Genomic DNA, 17,879 nt, shown 5'->3' with positions numbered 1-17,879 from the left:
GGTGTGGCCGATGGCGTTGCGCCACGCGGTGCTGGCGGCGCTGCTCGACGGCGAGTACAGCGGGTACCAGCTGGCCAAGATCTTCGACGTGTCGCTGTCGAACTTCTGGTACGCGGTACCTCAGCAGCTCTACGCCGAGCTGGCCAAGCTGGAGCGCGAGGGGCTGATCTCCGGCCGGCAGGTCATCCAGCGGGACCGGCCCAACAAGCGACTGTTCACGGTCACCGACGCCGGCCTCGCGGAGCTGGCCACGTTCGCCGCGACGCCGTCGAAGCCGTCGTCCATCCGGGAGGATCTGCTCGTCATGGTCCAGGCCGTCGACCGGCTGGACCCGGCCCCGGTCATCGCCCAGCTCGAGGAGCGTGCGGTCACGGCGGCGGCGAAGGTGGAGATCTTCGATCGGATGCTGCAGCGGCTGCGTGGCGACCTGGACGAGGAGACGTTCCTGCGCGAGGGCGACCGCATCGGGCCGTACCTGACGTGTCTGCGCGGCCGCCGGTTCGAGCAGGAGAATCGCGACTGGTGCGACCAGGCCGCAGCGCTGCTGCGCGCCCGGGCGCCGCTGTCGGGCTGACCCGCGCGTCGGTACCTGCGACGCGTCGAACCGACACGCGTGGTAGCCCTTACCGACTCGGCTCCGTGGCGTCGTGACGCCTAACGAGCGGCGATGGGCGCGGACGACCGCTTCCGGTCGTCGTCACCCTCGACGCGGAACGGGGTGCGCAGGCGGATTATCGCAGCCGAACTCACGTCGACGGCGGGTGTGTGGGCGAAGGGAGCGTCTGCTCCCGGTGCGTCACGAAACAAATTCGAGTCATGTGCGGTTACATCAGTCAAGAGCTGCTCCACGTTTGCGCGCCAGCGCGCGGCCCACCCGCTCGCTCATGCAAGCCGGGTGCGGAAGATGAGTGGGACGATCCGGCCGCTCGCCGGTGGCGTTGAATCCGTTCCGCTCGGCCCGTCGAAACCCTAACCCAAAAAGCCATCGTGTACGGCCTGGGGTCAGGGTACGGGTAGATTGATCAACCAGTCCGCCGGTTCCGACCACGGCCTGCATCTGATGTCGACCACCCGCGCCGCGACCAACCCGGTCAGCGCCGTGCAGGACGACCCCTTCCACGTTCGGAGACCCACATGGCGGCACGCCGCCCCAGCAAGACACCCCTCGTCACACCCACCTCCTTCGCCGACCTCGGTGTGCCCGGCCGCCTCGTCGCCGCGCTCCAGCAGGTGGGCATCAGCACGCCATTCCCGATCCAGGCCGCGACGCTCCCGGACTCACTCGCCGGACGCGACGTGCTGGGTCGTGGCAGGACGGGATCGGGCAAGACGTACGCCTTCGCTCTCCCGGTCCTCGCCCGGCTCTCGGCCGCCACGTCTCCGCGGCTGCCCGGCCGCCCGCGCTCGCTCATCCTGGCGCCCACTCGCGAGCTGGCGACCCAGATCGAAGCGACGATCGCACCGCTGGTCGCCGCGCTGTCGCTGCGGACCCTGACGATCTTCGGCGGGGTGAGCGCGCGGCCACAGGCCGGTGCACTACGTGCCGGAGTCGACATCCTCATCGCCTGCCCCGGCCGGCTCGCCGACCACGTTTCGACCGGCCACGCGATCCTCGACGCCGTCGAGGTCACGGTGCTCGACGAGGCGGACCATATGGCCGACCTCGGTTTCCTGCCGGTCGTACGGCGACTCCTCGACAAGACACCGCCCCGCTCCCAGCGGCTGCTGTTCTCGGCGACGCTCGACGCGGGCGTCGACGTCCTCGTGCGGCGGTACCTCTCCCACCCAGTCACCCACAGCGTCGACTCAGCGAGGTCTCCGGTCGCCGCGATGACCCACCACGTGCTCCAGGTGCGTCACGATGACCGGCTCCCCGTCCTGATCGACCTGACGGCCGCCCCGGGGCGCACGCTCGTGTTCACCCGCACCAAGCGGGGCGCCAAGAAGCTGACCACTCAACTGGTCGCCTCGGGTGTGCCCGCCGTGGAGCTGCACGGTAACCTGGCGCAGAACGCCCGTACCCGCAATCTGGCAGCCTTCTCCGCCGGCGACGCCCGCACACTTGTCGCGACCGACATCGCGGCGCGCGGTATCCACGTCGACGATGTAGCTCTCGTGATCCACGCCGACCCGCCCGCCGAGCACAAGGCATACCTGCACCGCTCGGGGCGGACCGCGCGTGCCGGAGCGAGCGGCACCGTCGTCACCCTGATGACCGACGACCAGGCCACCGACGTGCGCGACCTCACCCGTCAGGCGGGCATCAACCCGACGGTCACCCGGCTTGGGCCCGGTGACTCGCTGCTCACCGAACTCGCCCCGGGCGAGCGCCGCTTCGTGACGCCTCCCGTAGCGACGACGTCGCCGCATCACGGACGAGGCCACAGCGCCACGCGGCGACCAGATCAGCGCACGGCGACGGGCGGATCGACCGCCAGCGCAACGCGCGGGAGAGGCTCGGACAGTGGTCGGGCGAGTGCCGCGGAATCCACGTCCGGGCCACGGGGTGCGGCGGCGTTCTCGTCCCGTACGCGGGTTGGTGGCCGGCGCGGTCAGCGCTGACGACGAAAACACCGCGTGGGCGGCGTGCACGTGCTAGCCTCACCGGACTGCAACCTTCGATTGCCGCATACTTTGCCAGCGCCTGGTGGGTATCCAACCCGCCAGGCGCTGTTTGTCCTGCCGGTTCTACCGGAACAGCAGTGGCGGCAACCGAGGGTCCGTGCGTGGCTCGATGAGCTACTTCAAAGGAGAAGACATGGCATTCGGCACAGTCAAGTGGTTCAACGCGGACAAGGGCTTCGGCTTCATCGCGCAGGATGGCGGCGGCGCTGACGTCTTCGCGCACTTCTCCGCCATCTCGTCGAGCGGGTTCCGTAGCCTCGAAGAGAACCAGCGGGTCGAGTTCGACGTCGAGCAGGGCCAGAAGGGCCTTCAGGCCGCCAACATCCGTCTGGTCTGAGGTTGACTCCGCCAAGCCGTGGCGACGAGGCCCCGCCCGTCGTCACGGCGGCGGCCGAGACCACGGGCCGGCGAATGCCGGTCCGTTCCGACACCGCGGTTCTTCCCGGCCTCGAACCGCTCGTGTCGCAAGCGCTGTCCGCCCCCGAGTGCACGGCCGAGACCGCCAGCGTCGACCGGCTCCGGCTGGCCGCGGTGCCGCTGGTGCCAGAGGTGCGACTGGTCATGGCCGAGGACGCGATCGTCCTCTGGGCACGGCTCGAAGCCGAGGCGGGGCACGTTCTCCCGCCGCCGTTCTGGGCGTCGGCCTGGACCGGCGGGCAGGGTCTTGCGCGGTACATCCTCGATCACCCGGACACCGTGGCCGGTCGCCATGTCCTCGATGTCGCATCCGGCTCCGGACTGGTCGCTATCGCCGCGGCGATAGCCGGCGCCGCCGGGGTCACCGCCAACGACATCGACCCCTACTCGATCGCGGCAATCAACGCCAACGCCCACGCGAACGGCGTCGAGTTGACCCTGTCGTCGAGTGACCTGCTGGACGGCGACGTTGACGGCGTGGATGTGGTGTTGGCCGGCGACGCGCTCTACCACCCGTCCGTCGCGGCCCGGATGCTGCCATTCTTCGCCCGCGTCGTGGCGAACGGCGCTCGAGTCCTCGTTGGCGATCCGGACCGGGGCCACCTGGCCCATGACTGGCTGGAGCGGGTGGCAACGTACGAGGTGCCGATGAACGGCGCTCCGGAAGACGCGCAACTTCATCTGACGAGCGTGCTCAAGCCACGACGCGACAAGGTGGACGACCGGCGGGGCCGGGCCACACGGCTGCGGAGTGAATTCCATGACTGCCGCACCCGTGAGTGAGCCGGAGCTGTTGCCAGCGCCAGTGGCGCTGTCGGTCACTCTTCGGGGAGGCCGAAGTGGCGTTCTTGCGAAGCTGGCGCCGCACCGGCGGGTCAGCGACCCCACCGGGCGTTGAGCCGGGCGGCCTGGCGCGTCAGGTGGTCGCGCTCGGCGAGGTTGGGTGCTCGTCGGGCCGCCTCGGCGTACAGCCGGGCCGCCGTCGCCAGGTCGCCGTCGCGTTCGTGCAGGTACGCTGCCACCGCCGCGTGGCGGGGCAGCGAGTCGTCGAGCGCGGCGAGCGCCGCCAGCCCGGCGCGCGGTCCGTCGGCCTCGCCGACGGCCACCGCGCGGTTGAGCCGGACGACCGGGCTGTCGGTCAGGCGGGTGAGTTCGTCGTACCACTCGACGATCTGCACCCAGTCGGTCTCCTCGGCGGTGGGCGCGTCGGCGTGCAGTGCCGCGATGGCGGCCTGGGCCTGGAACTCGCCCAGGCGGTCACGGGCCAGGGCCGCCTGCAGGATCTCGACGCCCTCGGCGATCGACGTGGTGTCCCATCGGCGGCGGTCCTGCTCGGCGAGCGGCACCAGGCTGCCGTCGGGCGCGGTCCGGGTGGCGCGGCGGGCGTGGTGCAGCAGCATGAGGGCGAGCAGCCCCGCCACCTCGGGGTGGTCGATCGCGGCTGCGAGCTGCCGGGTGAGCCGGATGGCCTCGGCGGCCAGGTCGACGTCGCCGGAGTAGCCCTCGTTGAAGACCAGGTAGAGAACGCGCAGCACGGTGGCGACGTCGCCGGGCTGGTCGAGGCGCCCGCCGGAGACGGTGCGCTTGGCCCGGCTGATGCGTTGCGCCATGGTCGCCTCGGGCACCAGGTAGGCCTGGGCGATCTGGCGGGTGGTCAGCCCACCGACGGCGCGCAGCGTGAGCGCGACCGCGGACGACGGCGTCAGCGACGGGTGGGCGCACAGGAAGTAGAGCTGGAGCGTGTCGTCGACCGCGGGCACGGGGCCGGGTGCCGGCTCCTCGTCGACGAGGTCCTCACGTCGGCGGCGGGCGGCGTCGGCCCGGGTCGCGTCGAGGAACCGGCGCCAGGCCACGGTGACCAGCCAGCCCTTCGGGTCCCGCGGCGGGTCGGCCGGCCAGACGCGGAGCGCCTCGACCAGCGCGTCCTGCACGGCGTCCTCGGCCGCTGCGAAGTCGGCTCCGCGGCGGACGAGGACGCCGAGCACGGTCGGCGTGAGGCTCCGGAGCAGGGCCTCGTCCATCAGGTCACTCCGTGATGGTGGGCGGCGCGGTCAGGAAAGGACGCACCTCGAGCCACTCGTGGATCGGCTTCCCGCCCGCCCCGGGGGCGGCCGACAGCTCCCCGGCCAGCTCGATGGCGCGCTCGTAGCTGTCGACGTCGATCACCATCCAGCCGGCGATGAGGTCCTTGGTCTCGGCGAACGGGCCGTCGGTGACCGGCGGGCGCCCCTCACCGTCGTACCGGACCCACGTCCCCTCGGGGGCGAGCGCCTGACCGTCGACGAACTCGCCGGTCCCCTCGAGCCGGGCCGCGAAGTCGTGCATGTACTGCATGTGCGCCGAGATCTCCTCCGGCGTCCACCGGTCCATGGGCACGTCGTTGACCGCCGCCGGACCGCCGCGGTAGTGCTTGAGCAGCAGGTACTTGGCCATCGTGCTTCTCCTCGATGCTGGTGCGCGACCCATTCTGGTCGCGCTCACCCCCGGGACGGAGCCGGCCACGGGTTCTCGACATCGCCGTCCGAGATTTTTTTGGGCTCTCCTGGATGAGGCTCGTCTTGGTCGATGGCATCGCTCCCCGGTGATCATTCCTTGTCCCGCGCGTCCAGGTGTACGCGGAGTGCCGCGGCGATCTCGCCCGCCGCGCGGAGCTGCTCCGGCGTGAGGGCGTCGACGAAGAATTCGCGGATGGCGCGCAGGTGCGGGACGGTGGAGCCGCGGAACGCCTCGGCCCCGCTCGGCGTGAGGTGGACCTCCGCCCCCCGGGGATCGGTTGCGCACTCCTGGCGGCGGATGAGCCCGCGCCGCTCCATCCGGCCGAGGTGGTGGGAGAGCCGGCTACGTTCCCACCCGATGTGCGCCGCGAGTTCCGAGGAGCGCAGCTGCCGGTCCTGTGCCTCGCTGAGAGCGAGCAGGACGGCGTAGTCGCTCGGCGAGAGCGAGGACTCGACCTGGAGGCGCGACGCGAGCCGGGACCTGAGCGCCTCCGCCGTCTCGATGAAGTCCCGCCAGATCCGTAGCTCGTCGGCGGTCGGCAGTTGACGGCGGCTCCGCCGGTGGGGTGTGGCCTTCGTCATCTTCCACTCCTGATTGACATGTCAATTAGCAGGCTAACATGGTTGACGTGTCAATCGTGGAGGGGCGCCCGCTGGTGCGGGTAGCCCACCTGGGGGACGACGGGAGGAGGAGCCGGTGACAGCGGACGGCTTCGAACTGGGGCTCAACTCGTTCGGCGAGGTGGCCGGCGACGGTGACCGGATCCTGAGCGACGCCGAGACCGTGCGGCTGCTCGTCGACGAGGCGCGGCTCGCGGAGTCGGTCGGGCTCGACGTGTTCAGCGTGGGCGAGCACTACCGGGAGGGTCACACCGACTCGGCGGCGCCCGTGCTGCTCGGGGCGATCGCGACGGCGACCGACCGCATCCGTCTCGGCACCTCGGTCACCGTGCTCAGCACCAACGACCCGGTACGGCTCTACCACGAGTTCTCGACCCTCGACGCGGTCTCGAACGGCCGCGCCCAGGTCGTCCTCGGCCGCGCGTCGGCGACCGAGTCGTTCCCGCTGTTCGGTTACGACCTGGCGGACTACGACCGGTTGTTCGAGGAGAAGCTCGATCTCTTCGTACGGCTGCAGCGGGACGAACCGGTCACCTGGTCGGGTACCGTACGCAGCCCCCTGGTCGCGCAGCGGCTGCATCCGAGGATGCGGGCGGGAGGCATCCCGACCTGGATCGGCGTCGGCGGGAGCCCGAATTCGGTGATCCGCGCCGCTCGCTACGGACTCCCGCTCATGCTCGCGATCATCGGCGGCCGCCCGCAGCGGTTCGCCGGTCACGTCGACCTCTACCTCCGGGTGCTCGAACAGGTCGGGCACTCCGTCCAGCCGATCGGGCAGCACTCGCTCGGCCTCGTCGCGGACACCGACGAGGAGGCGGTGGAGACCTGGTGGCGGTACTGGCAGCCGGTCGTCGCGCGGGCCGCCGAGGAACGCGGGTTCTACAAGCCGGACCGCCGACGCTACGAGGCCGAGATCGACCACGGGGCGCTCTTCGTCGGGTCACCCGAGACGGTCGCGCGGAAGATCGCCACGGTGGCCCGGGATCTGCGGCTGAGCCGCTTCGACCTCAAGTACGACATCATGCACCTGCCCCGCGAGGCACGCGCACGCACGATCGAGCTGCTGGGCAGCGAGGTCGCCCCGCGTGTCCGGGAGCTGCTGGCAAAGGAGCCCACCCATGTCTGACCTCGTGTTCGGCCTCGACACCTTCGGCGACGTGCCGGAGGACGACTCCGGCAAGCCCGTGTCCTACGCTGCGGCGATCCGGCAGGTCGTCGACGAGGCGGTGCTGGCGGACGATCTCGGCGTCGACGTCATCGCCCTCGGCGAGCACCACCGGCCGGAGTACTCGGTGTCGACGCCCGAGACCGTGCTGGCAGGGATCGCCACCCGTACCTCGCGCATCCGGCTCGCGTCCGGCGTGACCGTGCTGAGCTCGGACGACCCGGTCCGGGTGTTCCAGCGCTTCGCGACGGTGGACGCGCTGTCGAACGGCCGGGCCGAGGTCATTCTCGGTCGCGGCTCGTTCACCGAGTCCTTCCCTCTGTTCGGCTACGACCTGAGCGACTACGACGTGCTGTTCGAGGAGAAGATCGAGCTGTTCGCGAAGCTGCTGGAGGAGAAGCCGGTCACCTGGAGCGGCACCATGCGTGCGCCGCTCGAGCACGCCGACGTCTTCCCGAAGACGGAATCGGGGCGCCTCACCACCTGGGTGGGCGTCGGCGGCTCGCCGCAGTCGGTGGTGCGTACCGCCCACTACGGCTTCCCGCTCATGCTCGCCATCATCGGCGGCGCTCCCGAGCGTTTCGCGCCCTACATCGACCTGTACCGGCGGGCCGCCGAGCAGTTCGGCACGACCGCGTACCCGGTGGGGATGCACTCGCCAGGATTCACCGCCGACACCGACGAGGAGGCGAAGGAACTGTTCTGGCCGCACTACCGCGTCATGCGGGACCGGATCGGTGCGCTACGGGGCTGGCCGCCGATCCGTCGCGAGGAGTTCGACGCCGAGGTGGCGCACGGTTCTCTCTACATCGGCTCTCCGGAGACCGTGGCTCGCCGCATGGCCCGCGCGATCCGCAGCCTCGGCGTCGGCCGGTTCGACCTCATCTACACCGCCGGCGCGCAGTCGGTGAGCGCCCGGATGCGCGCCGTCGAACTGTACGGCACGCGGGTGATCCCCCTGGTGCGCGACATCCTGGCCAGTTGACCGTGCCCACGGACGCCCCGTCGGCACCCGGAAGGAAGACATGAACGAGAGCGCCCTGAACGGGCCACAGACCCTCGGCATCCTCGGGGCCGGCAAGGTGGGCACCGTGCTCGCCCGGCTCGCCCTCGCCGCCGGCTACCGGGTGCTCATCGCCGGTTCGGGTGACCCGGCGAGGATCGCCCTCACCGTCGAGGTGCTCACGCCCGGAGCGGTCGCCACCACCGCGGCCGACGCCGTGGCCGGCGCCGACGTCGTCATCCTCGCCCTCCCGCTCGGCAAGTACCGCAGGATTCCCGCCGAGGCGTTGCGCGGCAAGCTCGTCGTCGACGCCATGAACTACTGGTGGGAGGTCGACGGCATCCGGGACGACCTCACCGACCCGCGCACCTCGTCGAGCGAGACGGTGCAGGCCTTCCTGCCCGGTTCCCGCGTCGTCAAGGCGTTCAACCACATGGGATACCACGATCTCGAGGACGAGGCGCGGCCGGAGGGCGCGACCGGTCGCAAGGCCATCGCGATCGCCGGCGACGACACCGCCGACCTCGCCGTCGTCGCGTCCCTGGTGGACCGGCTCGGCTTCGATCCGGTCGTCGCGGGTCCCCTCGCCGAGGGCGTACGGCTCGAACCGGGCAGTGAGTTGTTCGGTGCCAACGTGAGCGCCGACGAGGTGCGCGCCATGCTCGACCGCTTTCCGGAGTCGGAACGCGGGCGGGCCGTCGCCCACGCGCGGGCCCGCAGGCCGGCGGCGGCCTGACCATCACTACGTTCAGAGCTCCTTGTGCGGTTTGTCCCGCCGGCGATCGCTCCAGTGCTACTGACCGTCGGTATACCAACCCCAGCGTCGGGTAGCCCGTCGGTATGGCGCGGTACACGGATCCGAAGCTGCGGGAACAGATCAAGGACGACATCCGGGCCTCCGACAAGGGAGGGCGGCCGGGACAGTGGTCGGCGCGCAAGTCGCAGCTGCTGACCAAGGAATACGAGAAGCGCGGCGGGGGCTACCAGGGGCCGAAGGACGAGCGCCAGCGGTCGCTGCAGCGGTGGGGTGCCGAGGAGTGGCAGACCAGAAAGGGCGACACGCGAGCGCGCAAGGACGGCGAGACGAGTCGGTACCTGCCCAAGCGTGCCTGGGAGCGGCTGTCCGACGAGGAACGCCGCGCGACCGACGCGAAGAAGAAGCGGGCATCGGCGTCCGGCAGGCAGTACGTCGCCAACACTGCTCCAGCTAGACGTGCGCGCAGAGACACGACGCTGGTTGAGCGACTGTTGGACATGCGGGTCGCCGACGCGGCGAAGCGTCTGCGCGGCCTCGACACCGGTCAGCTCAAGGACGCACTGCGGCGCGAGCGCGAGGGCAGGTCCCGCAAGACGCTCGTCCAGAGAATGCAGGCGGAGCTCGACCGGCGCTGACAGACGATGGTCCGCTGAATCCCTACCGGCCGGGTCGCTCGGCCTGTGAGCACGAGGACTCGCGGTGACGCGGCGCTACTCGGAATGAGTGCGACAGCGGGGATCGTCGCAATCCAAGCCGGTCGGCGCCCCGCACGCCGCCACCGGAGTGGAAGGCTGAGCCTGGAAGCGGGACGGGTCGCGGCATCGCAGGCTATCCAGACCTGGCGGAAAGGCCCCGCTCCGGCCGGTTCTCGGTTCTCCACACCGTGGGCGGGGCCTTTCGCCGGTGCCGCTCCGGTGACCCGTGCGACGCCGCCGGTTGGGCTACCGGGTGGTCGCGCAGGTGCCGTCAGAGTCGGTGTTGCCGCCCAGGTCGACTATGCGTGCCCGGACGGCCCGGCAGTTGCCGGGACCGCTCCGGCTGGTGTTGCCGCTGATCACGGAACCCTTGAGCTCCACCGCGCCGGGTCCGGACGGGTCCTCGTCGCTCCCCGGAAGGTAGGCCAGGGTGATGTTGATGCCGCCCCCGCCGTCCTCGGCGTAGTTCTCGGTCACCTCCGAATCGATGACGGTGACCGTACGTACGCCACGGACGTCGATACCGCCGCCGAGCCCGGCCAGTTCCCCGGGGCGGGTCGGGTCGTGCGGATTGGTGACCCTGTTGCGGGTGATCGTCGAACGCTCGACCAGGCCGACCGAGTCGAACCGCAACCCGCCGGCCTCACCCGCCTCGTTGTCGTCCACCAGGCTGTCGCGCAGGGTGAACGAGGTGAACGGGATGCTCTGGACCGCACCGCCGAAGCGGGCGCTGTTGCCGGTGAGCCGGACCCGCTCCATCGTCAGTTCCGAGGCGTTCAACGCGGCGCCGCCGCCGTAGTAGTTGTAGACCGAGGCAACCGGTGCCGACACGCCCCCGGTGATGGTGAGGTCCGAGATGGTGGCCGGCCGCATCACGGTGAAGACGCGGTCGAGTCGCCCGCCGTCGATCACCGTGCGGTCCCGGCCGGCGCCCAGGATGGTCGTGGGCTTGAAGATCTTCAGGTTGCCGTGCGCGGTGTCGGCCAGGGCGTAGTCGGTGAAGGCGCGCCCGGCCAGCGGCGGGATGCGCAGGGTGTACCGGCCGGCGGGGACCACGATGGTCGAGTCCGACTGTGCGTTGGCCTCCATCACCGCCGCACGCATCGTGCAGGCGCCGTCGGCGGTGCGGCACCGGCCGTCTCCGGGCGCCCGGTCGGGGGCGTCGGAGGTGCTGTCCACTTCGTACCTCGCTGGTGGCTGGGCCACCGCACTGCCCGAGGCGGGGGCACCAGCGACGGCGACGACGAGGGTCAAGGAGACGGCCAGTGCGCTCGCGCCGATGCGTGGCGCATTCGTCAGGTTCTTCATGCGCCATTAGCTACCGCCAGGTAAGCCCCCCAAACGAGCGAAGCAGACCAAAGGGAGTGAACCATCGCATCCAGCCAATTAACCACCGGTTCATCACGGTCCCTTAGGGCCCATCGCGGGACCGGTCGGCCGCACGGGTGCTCACCGCTGGAGTGACGCGATGACCTCGACCAGAACGTCAGGCGCCTCCCAGTTGAGCATGTGTCCGGCGTCGGGCACGGTCACCAGCCGCGCTGCGGGCACACCGGCGGCGAGCCGGTGTGAGTGGCTCGGGGGCGTGGAGCGGTCCGCCGAGCCCACCACGACGACGGTCGGTACGGTGATCTCGCCCAGCCGCGGGTAGTGGTCCTCTCGGCTGAAGGCCCGCACGATCGGGATGAGCGGCTGGTGGCTCTGACGGAGGAAGACGTCCCGGAACACCGAGATCATGGCCGGCGACGGCCGGGTGCCGCACTGCGCGGCTCCGAACAGCACTCCACCGGTACGGGTACGCGCGAGCCGCTGCAGGACACCCGTCTCCAGCAGCGGAATCTGGAGTCGATTCTGTGGCGCCTGGTCGAGGATGCGGCCTGCCCAGGTGGCGAACAGCACCAGGCCGCGCAGGCGCCGGGACAGTTCGGGGTGGTCGAGGACGGCACGGATCGCGATGAACCCGCCCATGGAGTGGCCGACCAGCACGCCGTCACGCACGTCGAAGTGCTCCAGAATCGCGGCGTAGTCCGCCGCCATGGGTTTCGAGCCGATACCGGCGGAACCGAGCGTCGAGCGCTCGTGGCCGCGCTGGTCGAAGGCGATGACCCGGTGACCGCGGGCGACCAGGGTCTCCCACACCACGTTCCACTCCAGCGGCGAGGCCCCGTATCCGTGCGCCAGCACGACCGGCGGGCCGTCCCCGGCCACGATCGCGCGCAGCACCGTTCCGTCCGGGCGCGGGACGAGCACCTCCTCGCCCTGCGGCTCCCGAACGAGCCGTTCGTACGGCAAGGGGTCCGGGTTGCGTTCGATCCTGGCGACCGCCGCCCGCACCGCCCCGATGGTCGCGGCACCGAGCAGCGCGACGGCCGTGCCGCCGGCGATCCAGGCGCGGCGCATCTCAACGCCGCTCGAACCGGAGCGGCAGGCTCTCGGGTCCATGGATGGCGGTGGGCGGACGCCAGGTCACCGGGCCGGCGATCGACGGTGGCGGCAGTTGGCTGCTGAGGGCGACCAGCGACTCGACCAGCTCGGCGCGGGCGACCGGTGCGCCGATGCAGTAGTGCGGTCCACCGCCGAAGGTCAGGTGGGGCACCGGTCGGTGGATCGTGATGTCGAAACTGTCGCCGTCGCCGACAGCGCGTGGGTCGCGGCTGGCGGCGTGCGTGCCGAGCAGGAGGAAGGTGCCCGCCGGGACGTGGACACCGTGCAGGTCGAGGTCCTCGACGGGGAACCGGAAGATCGTCGGTACCGCCGGCGCCCACCGCATGACCTCCTCCACGGCCTGTGGCGCGAGCTCCGGGCGCTGTGCGAGCAGCCGCCACTGGTCGGGGTGTTCGGTGAACGTCGCCAGCGCCTGACCGAGCTGGTTACGGGTCGTGTCGTGCGCGGCGAACACGAGGGTCAGGGCGAGGTTGCGCAGTTCTTCGGTGCTGAGCCGGTCCCCGCTCTCCTCGGCGGCGATGAGCGCCGACAGGAGGTCGTCCCGCGGCTCCGCGCGGCGCTGTTCGATCAGTGAGTCGACGTACGCCCGCAGCCCCACGACGGCCTCCTCCACCCGCGTACGCAGCTGCGGCAGGGTGAAGCTGTAGACCAGTCCGACATCTGTCGACCAGCGGCGGAACGCCTCGTAGTCGGTTGGTGGGACGCCGAGCAGCGCGCACATCACCCGCACCGGCATCGGGTCGGCGAAGTCTGCCATGAACTCGCACTCGCCCCGCTCGGCGATCACCGCGGTCAGACTGGTCGCGGTGTCCCGCATGAATGGCCGCAGGCTCTCGGTCATCCGGGGCGAGAACGCCTTGCTGACCAGGCGCCGCAGGCGTAGATGGTCGGCACCGCGCTGGTGCAGGATCATCGGCGCGAACCAGTCGTACAGTGGTCCGTCGGAAATGCCCATCAGCTCCAGGTAGCGCTCGCCGCTCTGCGCCAGCCTCGGGTCGCGGAGCAGTTGGTGCATCTCGGCGTGGCGCAGCACGATGAGTCCCATCGGCGTCATGGCACACCAGTTGGCCTCGCGTGCCGCGGCGACCGCGGGGGAGTCGAACCGGAAGTCCGGTGCGGTGATGTCGAGGAACGGAAGATCTACCGCGGGGGTCGTCGTCATCGTCGCTCCTGATCGAATGATCTAGGTACATGAATCGATGCCCCGGCCACGGTAGCCACGCGACCCCCGTTGGCGACACCCCCTGTAATCAACAATTCACGATGTGTCGCGGGGTTGGAGCGCCGCTGGCTCGGCCCGGGAGTGAGAGGCAGATCTCACCCGTGGTCGCCGTCCCGTCCTCGGGTGGCGCTTGCTTCCGTTGCGGTGCGAACGTAGCTTGACCCTACATACCGACCGGTCGGTAGGCGAACCGGTGGTGGCCACATCGATCTGCGGCACGGGCTTGTCGCCGTGCACGCCAGCCATCCGTCAACCGCGACAATCGAGGGACCGCCGAGATGAAGCGCATCAACCGTCAACTGCTCCTGGCTGCGCGTCCCGTGGGGCTGCCCCGGCCAACCGACTGGAAGCTGCTGGAGGTGCCGGTCGGCGAGCCGGACGAGGGTGAGTTCCTCGTGCAGGTGCGGTACCTCTCGCTCGACCCGGCGATGCGCGGCTGGATGAACGAGGGCCGGTCGTACATCCGGCCGGTCGAGATCGGCGAGGTGATGCGCGCCGGCGCGGTGGGCCGGGTCATCTCCTCGCGGCACCCGGGGTTCGCGGTCGGCGACCACGTGTCCGGCGCGTTCGGCGTCCAGGAGTACTGCGTGTCGGACGGGCGCGACGTCACCATCGTGGACCCTGCGCTCGCACCGCTGCCGGTCTATCTCGGCACCCTCGGCATGACCGGTATCACGGCCTACTTCGGCCTGCTCGACGTCGGCCGCCCGCAGCCCGGGCAGACCGTCGTGGTCTCCGCGGCGGCCGGCGCGGTCGGCAGCGTGGTCGGCCAGATCGCCAAGCTGCTGGGCTGCCGGGTCATCGGCATCGCCGGCGGCGAGCACAAGTGCCGATTGGTGGTGGACGAGTTCGGGTTCGACGCGGCGATCGACTATCGGTCCGAGGACGTGCAGAAGGCGCTACGCCAGCACGCCCCGGACGGGGTGGACGTGTACTTCGACAACGTCGGCGGCGACATCCTCGACGCGGTGCTGACCCGGCTGGCCCGAGGTGCCCGGATCGTCATCTGCGGTGCCATCTCCCAGTACAACAACACCGAACCGGTCAAGGGCCCGAGCAACTACATGTCGCTGCTCGTCAACCGCGCCTCCATGACCGGGATGGTCGTCTTCGACTACGCCGACCGGTACTCCGAGGCCGTCGCGAAGCTGGCCGAGTGGTTGGCGGCCGGCCAACTGCGATCGATGGAGGACGTGTTTCCCGGCGGGGTGAGCGCGTTCCCCGAGACGTTGCTCCGGCTGTTCCGCGGCGAGAACCGCGGCAAGCTGGTGCTCCAGGTCGCGGACGAGTAAGGGATGCCGGCCATCGAACTGAGCGGCGCCGGTGTCGTCGTCACCGGAGCCGGTTCGGGCATCGGCGCCGCGCTCGCCCGCCGATTCGCCGCCGCGGGCGCCAAGGTCGTGGTCAACGACCTGGACGCGCAGGCTGCCGCCAGGGTTGCCACGGAGGTCGGGGGCATTTCCGTGGCCGGCGACGCCAGCGCCGAGGAGAGCGTGGCCGCGCTGGTGGCGACCGCCCGCGCCCACCTCGGCGAGATCGACCTGTACTGCGCGAACGCCGGGATCGAGCCGGGCGGCGGAGTGCACACCCCGGACGAGACGTGGGACCGGGTGTGGCAGGTCAACGTCATGGGGCACGTGCGGGCGGTTCGACACCTGCTCGGGCCCTGGCTGGCGCGGGGACGGGGCCACCTGCTGGCCACCGTGTCCGCCGCCGGCCTGCTCACCCACCTCGGGTCCGCGTCGTACTCGGTCACCAAGCACGGCGCGCTGGCCTTTGCCGAGTGGCTCGCGGCCAGCTACGGCGACGAAGGAGTGACGGTCCAGGTCATCTGCCCGCTTGGGGTGCGCACAGAGATGTACGAGCGCACCGACCCGGCCGCCAAGGCGGTCCTTGCCGGCGAGGTCCTGGAGCCGGAGCAGGTCGCCGACGCGGTCATGGCGGGACTCGCGGACGGACGATTCCTCATCCTGCCCCACCCCGAGGTGCGGGACCACTACGCCTTCCGAGCGACCCAGACCGAACGGTGGCTCCGTGCCATGGGCCGCCTTCGTCGGCGCATCGACGAGGCCGCCGGCACCGGGTGAACCGACCCGCGGGTCGAGGCGCCCGCCCGAAAGCGCTCGGGGGGTGACAGCCACCCGCCGGCCGTGCCACCATACCGACCAGTCGGTATCCCACCGGAAGGGGCCCCCGATGGCGGCGACGACCGCGACGCGCACCGCGTACCGCACCTGCCCGCTCTGCGAGGCCACCTGCGGCCTGACCCTGACCATCACCGGCGACCAGGTCACCCACGCCCGTGGCGACCGGGACCACGTCTTCAGCCACGGCTTCGTCTGCCCGAAGGGAGCCGCGTTTCCGCAGCTCCTCGCCGACCCGGACCGCCTGCGCCGGCCGCTGCTGCGCGTCGACGGCGCGCTACGTGAGGTCGGCTGGGACGAGGCGTTCGCCGCCGTCGAGGCCGGACTCGCCGCCGCCCGCTCGGGCGGCCGGGACGCCATCGCCGTCTACCTCGGCAACCCCAACGTGCACACCATGGCCGGCGGGCTTTATGTCGGTCCCCTCGTCCGGGCGCTCGGCACCCGCAACGTCTACTCCGCCAGCACCGTCGACCAGATGCCCAAGCATGTCTCCTCGGGCTACCTCTACGGCGACCCGAACGCCATCCCGGTGCCCGACCTCGACCGCACCGACCTGCTCGTGCTGCTCGGCGCCAACCCCTTCGAGTCCAACGGCAGCCTCTGCACCGCCCCCGACTTCCCCGGCCGCCTGCGGGCGCTGCAGGCCCGCGGCGGCCGGTTCCTCGTCGTCGACCCCCGACGCACCCGCACGGCCACCGCCGCCGACGAGCACCTACCCATCCGGCCCGGCACCGACGCGCTGCTGCTCTTCGCCGTCGTGCACACCCTCTTCGACGAGGACCTCGTACGGCTCGGCCGGCTGGCGGAGCATGTCACCGGCCTCGACGACGTCCGGGACCTGGCCGCGGCGTTCGCCCCCGAGCGGGTGGCCGACCGGTGCGCGGTGCCCGCGCCGCGCATCCGCCGGCTCGCCCGCGAGCTCGCCGCCGCTTCCGCGGCCGCCGTCTACGGCCGCATCGGCACCTGCACCGTCGCTTTCGGCACGCTGACCAGTTGGCTGGTCGACGTGGTCAACGTGCTCACCGGCAACCTCGACCGGCCGGGCGGGGCGATGTTCCCCCTCGCCGCCCACCAGCGCACCCGCGCCCCGGGGCCCGGCAAGGGCTTCCGCACCGGACGCTGGACCAGCCGGGTGCGCAGCCTGCCGGAGGTCAAGAGCGAACTCCCGGTCGCCACGCTCGCCGACGAGATCGAGACACCGGGGGAGGGGCAGGTCCGGGCGCTGATCACCATCGCCGGCAACCCCGTTCTCTCCACCGCCAACAGTCGGCGGCTGGACCGCGCCCTCGCCTCGCTCGACTTCATGGTCAGCATCGACCCGTACCTGAACGAGACCACGCGGCACGCCGACGTGGTCCTGCCGCCGCCCGATGCCGCCCGCGCCGGCCACTACGACTTCGCGTTCCTCAGCCTGGCCGTCCGCAACGTCGCCAGCTACTCGCCCCCCGCCCTGCCGCCGGAGCCCGACAGCCTCGACGAGTGCGACATCCTCGCCCGGCTCACCCTGATCGCCGCCCGACGGGGCGCCGGCGCCGATCCGGCGGAGCTGCACGAGCACCTGCTCGGCCAGACGCTCGCCGACGCGGCCGAGATGCTGGGCCGGCCGGCCGCCGAGCTACGCGCCCTGGTCGCCGGGGACCGTCCGGCCGAGCGCCTGCTCGACGCGCGGCTGCGGCTCGGCGCCTACGGCGACCAGTTCGGAGCGCGGCCGGACGGCCTGTCCCTGACCCGGCTCCTCGACCACCCGCACGGCGTCGACCTCGGGCCGCTGCAACCGCGGCTGCCGGAGGTGCTGCGCACGGCGAGCGGGACGATCGAGCTCTGCCCGCCGCCGATCGCCGCCGACGTGGCCCGGCTCCGCGATGCGCGCGACGCGCCACCGGACGGCTTCGTCCTCGTCGGCCGCCGGCACCTGCGGTCGAACAACAGCTGGATGCACAACGTGCCCGCGCTGGTGAAGGGGCGCGACCGCTGCACCCTGCAGGTGCACCCGGAGGACGCGACCAAACTGGGGCTCGCTCCCGGGGACGCCGCCCGGGTCTCCTCCCGGGTCGGGTCGGTCGTCGTCCCCGTCGAGGTGACCGCCGAGACCATGCCGGGCGTGGTCAGCCTGCCGCACGGGTGGGGACACGACGTCCCGGGCACCCGCCAGTCGGTGGCCCGTGCGCACCCCGGCGTCAACAGCAACGTTCTCACCGACGAGGCGGCCGTCGATCCGCTCTCGGGCAACGTCGTGCTCAACGGCATCCCGGTGCGTGTCGAGCCCGCCTGACGCGCGTACGCTGGCGCA

Annotated in this window: 17 protein-coding genes; 11 read left to right on the top strand and 6 right to left on the bottom strand. The window is 71.2% G+C overall.

Features of this window, described 5'->3' with window-relative positions:
- Positions 1-10: 10 nt before the first annotated feature.
- The 4 genes from HCJ94_RS07620 to HCJ94_RS07605 all read left to right on the top strand — a co-directional run bounded on the left by HCJ94_RS07620 (position 11) and on the right by HCJ94_RS07605 (position 3,825).
- On the top strand, positions 11-574 hold the full coding sequence (locus HCJ94_RS07620) for a PadR family transcriptional regulator (RefSeq protein WP_168000261.1): 564 nt from the start codon (positions 11-13) through the stop codon (positions 572-574).
- A 560-nt stretch (positions 575-1,134) separates the two neighbouring features.
- A complete protein-coding gene (locus HCJ94_RS07615; RefSeq protein ID WP_168000260.1) occupies positions 1,135-2,562 on the top strand; it encodes a DEAD/DEAH box helicase in 1,428 nt (475 codons plus the stop codon).
- A gap of 196 nt (positions 2,563-2,758) precedes the next feature.
- The gene (locus HCJ94_RS07610; RefSeq protein ID WP_073838002.1) at positions 2,759-2,962 is read left to right on the top strand and encodes a cold-shock protein; all 204 of its coding nucleotides are present in this window, start codon (positions 2,759-2,761) and stop codon (positions 2,960-2,962) included.
- Between the two features lie 122 nt (positions 2,963-3,084).
- Entirely contained in the window at positions 3,085-3,825 is a 741-nt protein-coding gene (locus tag HCJ94_RS07605; protein ID WP_309227186.1) for a class I SAM-dependent methyltransferase, read from the top strand.
- A 92-nt stretch (positions 3,826-3,917) separates the two neighbouring features.
- Here the strand turns inward: HCJ94_RS07605 and HCJ94_RS07600 are convergent, their stop codons facing one another.
- The 3 genes from HCJ94_RS07600 to HCJ94_RS07590 all read right to left on the bottom strand — a co-directional run bounded on the left by HCJ94_RS07600 (position 3,918) and on the right by HCJ94_RS07590 (position 6,119).
- Positions 3,918-5,063 carry an RNA polymerase sigma factor gene (locus tag HCJ94_RS07600; RefSeq protein ID WP_168000259.1) on the bottom strand — a complete coding sequence of 382 codons (1,146 nt, stop codon included), beginning with the start codon at positions 5,061-5,063 and terminating at the stop codon, positions 3,918-3,920.
- Between the two features lie 4 nt (positions 5,064-5,067).
- A complete protein-coding gene (locus tag HCJ94_RS07595) occupies positions 5,068-5,475 on the bottom strand; it encodes a YciI family protein (RefSeq protein WP_168000258.1) in 408 nt (135 codons plus the stop codon).
- A gap of 152 nt (positions 5,476-5,627) precedes the next feature.
- On the bottom strand, positions 5,628-6,119 hold the full coding sequence (locus tag HCJ94_RS07590) for a MarR family winged helix-turn-helix transcriptional regulator (protein WP_168000257.1): 492 nt from the start codon (positions 6,117-6,119) through the stop codon (positions 5,628-5,630).
- A gap of 115 nt (positions 6,120-6,234) precedes the next feature.
- On the opposite strand from HCJ94_RS07590, the gene HCJ94_RS07585 reads away from it, so the two are divergent.
- The 4 genes from HCJ94_RS07585 (at position 6,235) to HCJ94_RS07570 (ending at position 9,718) form a co-directional block, all read left to right on the top strand.
- A complete protein-coding gene (locus HCJ94_RS07585) occupies positions 6,235-7,284 on the top strand; it encodes an LLM class flavin-dependent oxidoreductase (RefSeq protein ID WP_168000256.1) in 1,050 nt (349 codons plus the stop codon).
- The gene (locus HCJ94_RS07580) at positions 7,277-8,308 is read left to right on the top strand and encodes an LLM class flavin-dependent oxidoreductase (protein WP_168000255.1); all 1,032 of its coding nucleotides are present in this window, start codon (positions 7,277-7,279) and stop codon (positions 8,306-8,308) included. Before HCJ94_RS07585 ends, HCJ94_RS07580 begins: the two co-directional genes overlap by 8 nt.
- 40 nt (positions 8,309-8,348) lie before the next feature.
- A complete protein-coding gene (locus HCJ94_RS07575) occupies positions 8,349-9,062 on the top strand; it encodes an NADPH-dependent F420 reductase (RefSeq protein ID WP_168000254.1) in 714 nt (237 codons plus the stop codon).
- 104 nt (positions 9,063-9,166) lie between these two features.
- Positions 9,167-9,718: a DUF5872 domain-containing protein gene (locus tag HCJ94_RS07570; RefSeq protein ID WP_168000253.1), complete on the top strand. Its 552-nt coding sequence runs from the start codon at positions 9,167-9,169 to the stop codon at positions 9,716-9,718.
- A 306-nt stretch (positions 9,719-10,024) separates the two neighbouring features.
- Here HCJ94_RS07570 and HCJ94_RS07565 read toward each other — a convergent pair whose 3' ends face one another.
- The 3 genes from HCJ94_RS07565 to HCJ94_RS07555 form a co-directional block, all read right to left on the bottom strand.
- Complete coding sequence (locus HCJ94_RS07565; RefSeq protein WP_168000252.1) at positions 10,025-11,086, bottom strand: right-handed parallel beta-helix repeat-containing protein; 1,062 nt, start codon at positions 11,084-11,086, stop codon at positions 10,025-10,027.
- A 141-nt stretch (positions 11,087-11,227) separates the two neighbouring features.
- Positions 11,228-12,178 carry an alpha/beta fold hydrolase gene (locus HCJ94_RS07560; protein ID WP_168000251.1) on the bottom strand — a complete coding sequence of 317 codons (951 nt, stop codon included), beginning with the start codon at positions 12,176-12,178 and terminating at the stop codon, positions 11,228-11,230.
- A 1-nt stretch (position 12,179) separates the two neighbouring features.
- Complete coding sequence (locus HCJ94_RS07555) at positions 12,180-13,385, bottom strand: cytochrome P450 (RefSeq protein ID WP_168000250.1); 1,206 nt, start codon at positions 13,383-13,385, stop codon at positions 12,180-12,182.
- 338 nt (positions 13,386-13,723) lie between these two features.
- On the opposite strand from HCJ94_RS07555, the gene HCJ94_RS07550 reads away from it, so the two are divergent.
- From HCJ94_RS07550 to HCJ94_RS07540, 3 genes are all read left to right on the top strand, one after another.
- Positions 13,724-14,737, top strand: coding sequence for an NADP-dependent oxidoreductase (locus HCJ94_RS07550; protein ID WP_205800877.1), 1,014 nt, complete (start codon positions 13,724-13,726; stop codon positions 14,735-14,737).
- Positions 14,738-14,749: 12 nt separating this feature from the next.
- Positions 14,750-15,532 (top strand): SDR family oxidoreductase, encoded by a 783-nt coding sequence (locus HCJ94_RS07545; RefSeq protein ID WP_373684214.1) that lies wholly within the window; start codon positions 14,750-14,752, stop codon positions 15,530-15,532.
- 109 nt (positions 15,533-15,641) lie between these two features.
- Entirely contained in the window at positions 15,642-17,861 is a 2,220-nt protein-coding gene (locus tag HCJ94_RS07540; RefSeq protein ID WP_168000248.1) for a molybdopterin-dependent oxidoreductase, read from the top strand.
- Positions 17,862-17,879 lie beyond the last annotated feature (18 nt).

Source organism: Micromonospora thermarum, assembly GCF_012034245.1.
In the GTDB taxonomy this organism is placed as follows: domain Bacteria; phylum Actinomycetota; class Actinomycetes; order Mycobacteriales; family Micromonosporaceae; genus Micromonospora; species Micromonospora thermarum.
The sequence above is the reverse complement of the archived record's forward strand: the minus strand, read 5'-3'. Positions and strand labels throughout refer to the sequence as shown.

Bases quoted from the DNA above. Each gene is read 5' to 3' on its own strand.
- HCJ94_RS07550 (WP_205800877.1), top strand. From the start codon at position 13,724: ATGAAGCGCATCAACCGTCAACTGCTCCTGGCTGCGCGTCCCGTGGGG.
- HCJ94_RS07555 (WP_168000250.1), bottom strand. From the start codon at position 13,385: ATGACGACGACCCCCGCGGTAGATCTTCCGTTCCTCGACATCACCGCA.
- HCJ94_RS07575 (WP_168000254.1), top strand. From the start codon at position 8,349: ATGAACGAGAGCGCCCTGAACGGGCCACAGACCCTCGGCATCCTCGGG.
- HCJ94_RS07565 (WP_168000252.1), bottom strand. From the start codon at position 11,086: ATGAAGAACCTGACGAATGCGCCACGCATCGGCGCGAGCGCACTGGCC.
- HCJ94_RS07570 (WP_168000253.1), top strand. From the start codon at position 9,167: ATGGCGCGGTACACGGATCCGAAGCTGCGGGAACAGATCAAGGACGAC.
- HCJ94_RS07540 (WP_168000248.1), top strand. From the start codon at position 15,642: ATGGCGGCGACGACCGCGACGCGCACCGCGTACCGCACCTGCCCGCTC.
- HCJ94_RS07560 (WP_168000251.1), bottom strand. From the start codon at position 12,178: ATGCGCCGCGCCTGGATCGCCGGCGGCACGGCCGTCGCGCTGCTCGGT.
- HCJ94_RS07595 (WP_168000258.1), bottom strand. From the start codon at position 5,475: ATGGCCAAGTACCTGCTGCTCAAGCACTACCGCGGCGGTCCGGCGGCG.
- HCJ94_RS07620 (WP_168000261.1), top strand. From the start codon at position 11: ATGGCGTTGCGCCACGCGGTGCTGGCGGCGCTGCTCGACGGCGAGTAC.
- HCJ94_RS07610 (WP_073838002.1), top strand. From the start codon at position 2,759: ATGGCATTCGGCACAGTCAAGTGGTTCAACGCGGACAAGGGCTTCGGC.
- HCJ94_RS07580 (WP_168000255.1), top strand. From the start codon at position 7,277: ATGTCTGACCTCGTGTTCGGCCTCGACACCTTCGGCGACGTGCCGGAG.
- HCJ94_RS07600 (WP_168000259.1), bottom strand. From the start codon at position 5,063: ATGGACGAGGCCCTGCTCCGGAGCCTCACGCCGACCGTGCTCGGCGTC.
- HCJ94_RS07615 (WP_168000260.1), top strand. From the start codon at position 1,135: ATGGCGGCACGCCGCCCCAGCAAGACACCCCTCGTCACACCCACCTCC.
- HCJ94_RS07590 (WP_168000257.1), bottom strand. From the start codon at position 6,119: ATGACGAAGGCCACACCCCACCGGCGGAGCCGCCGTCAACTGCCGACC.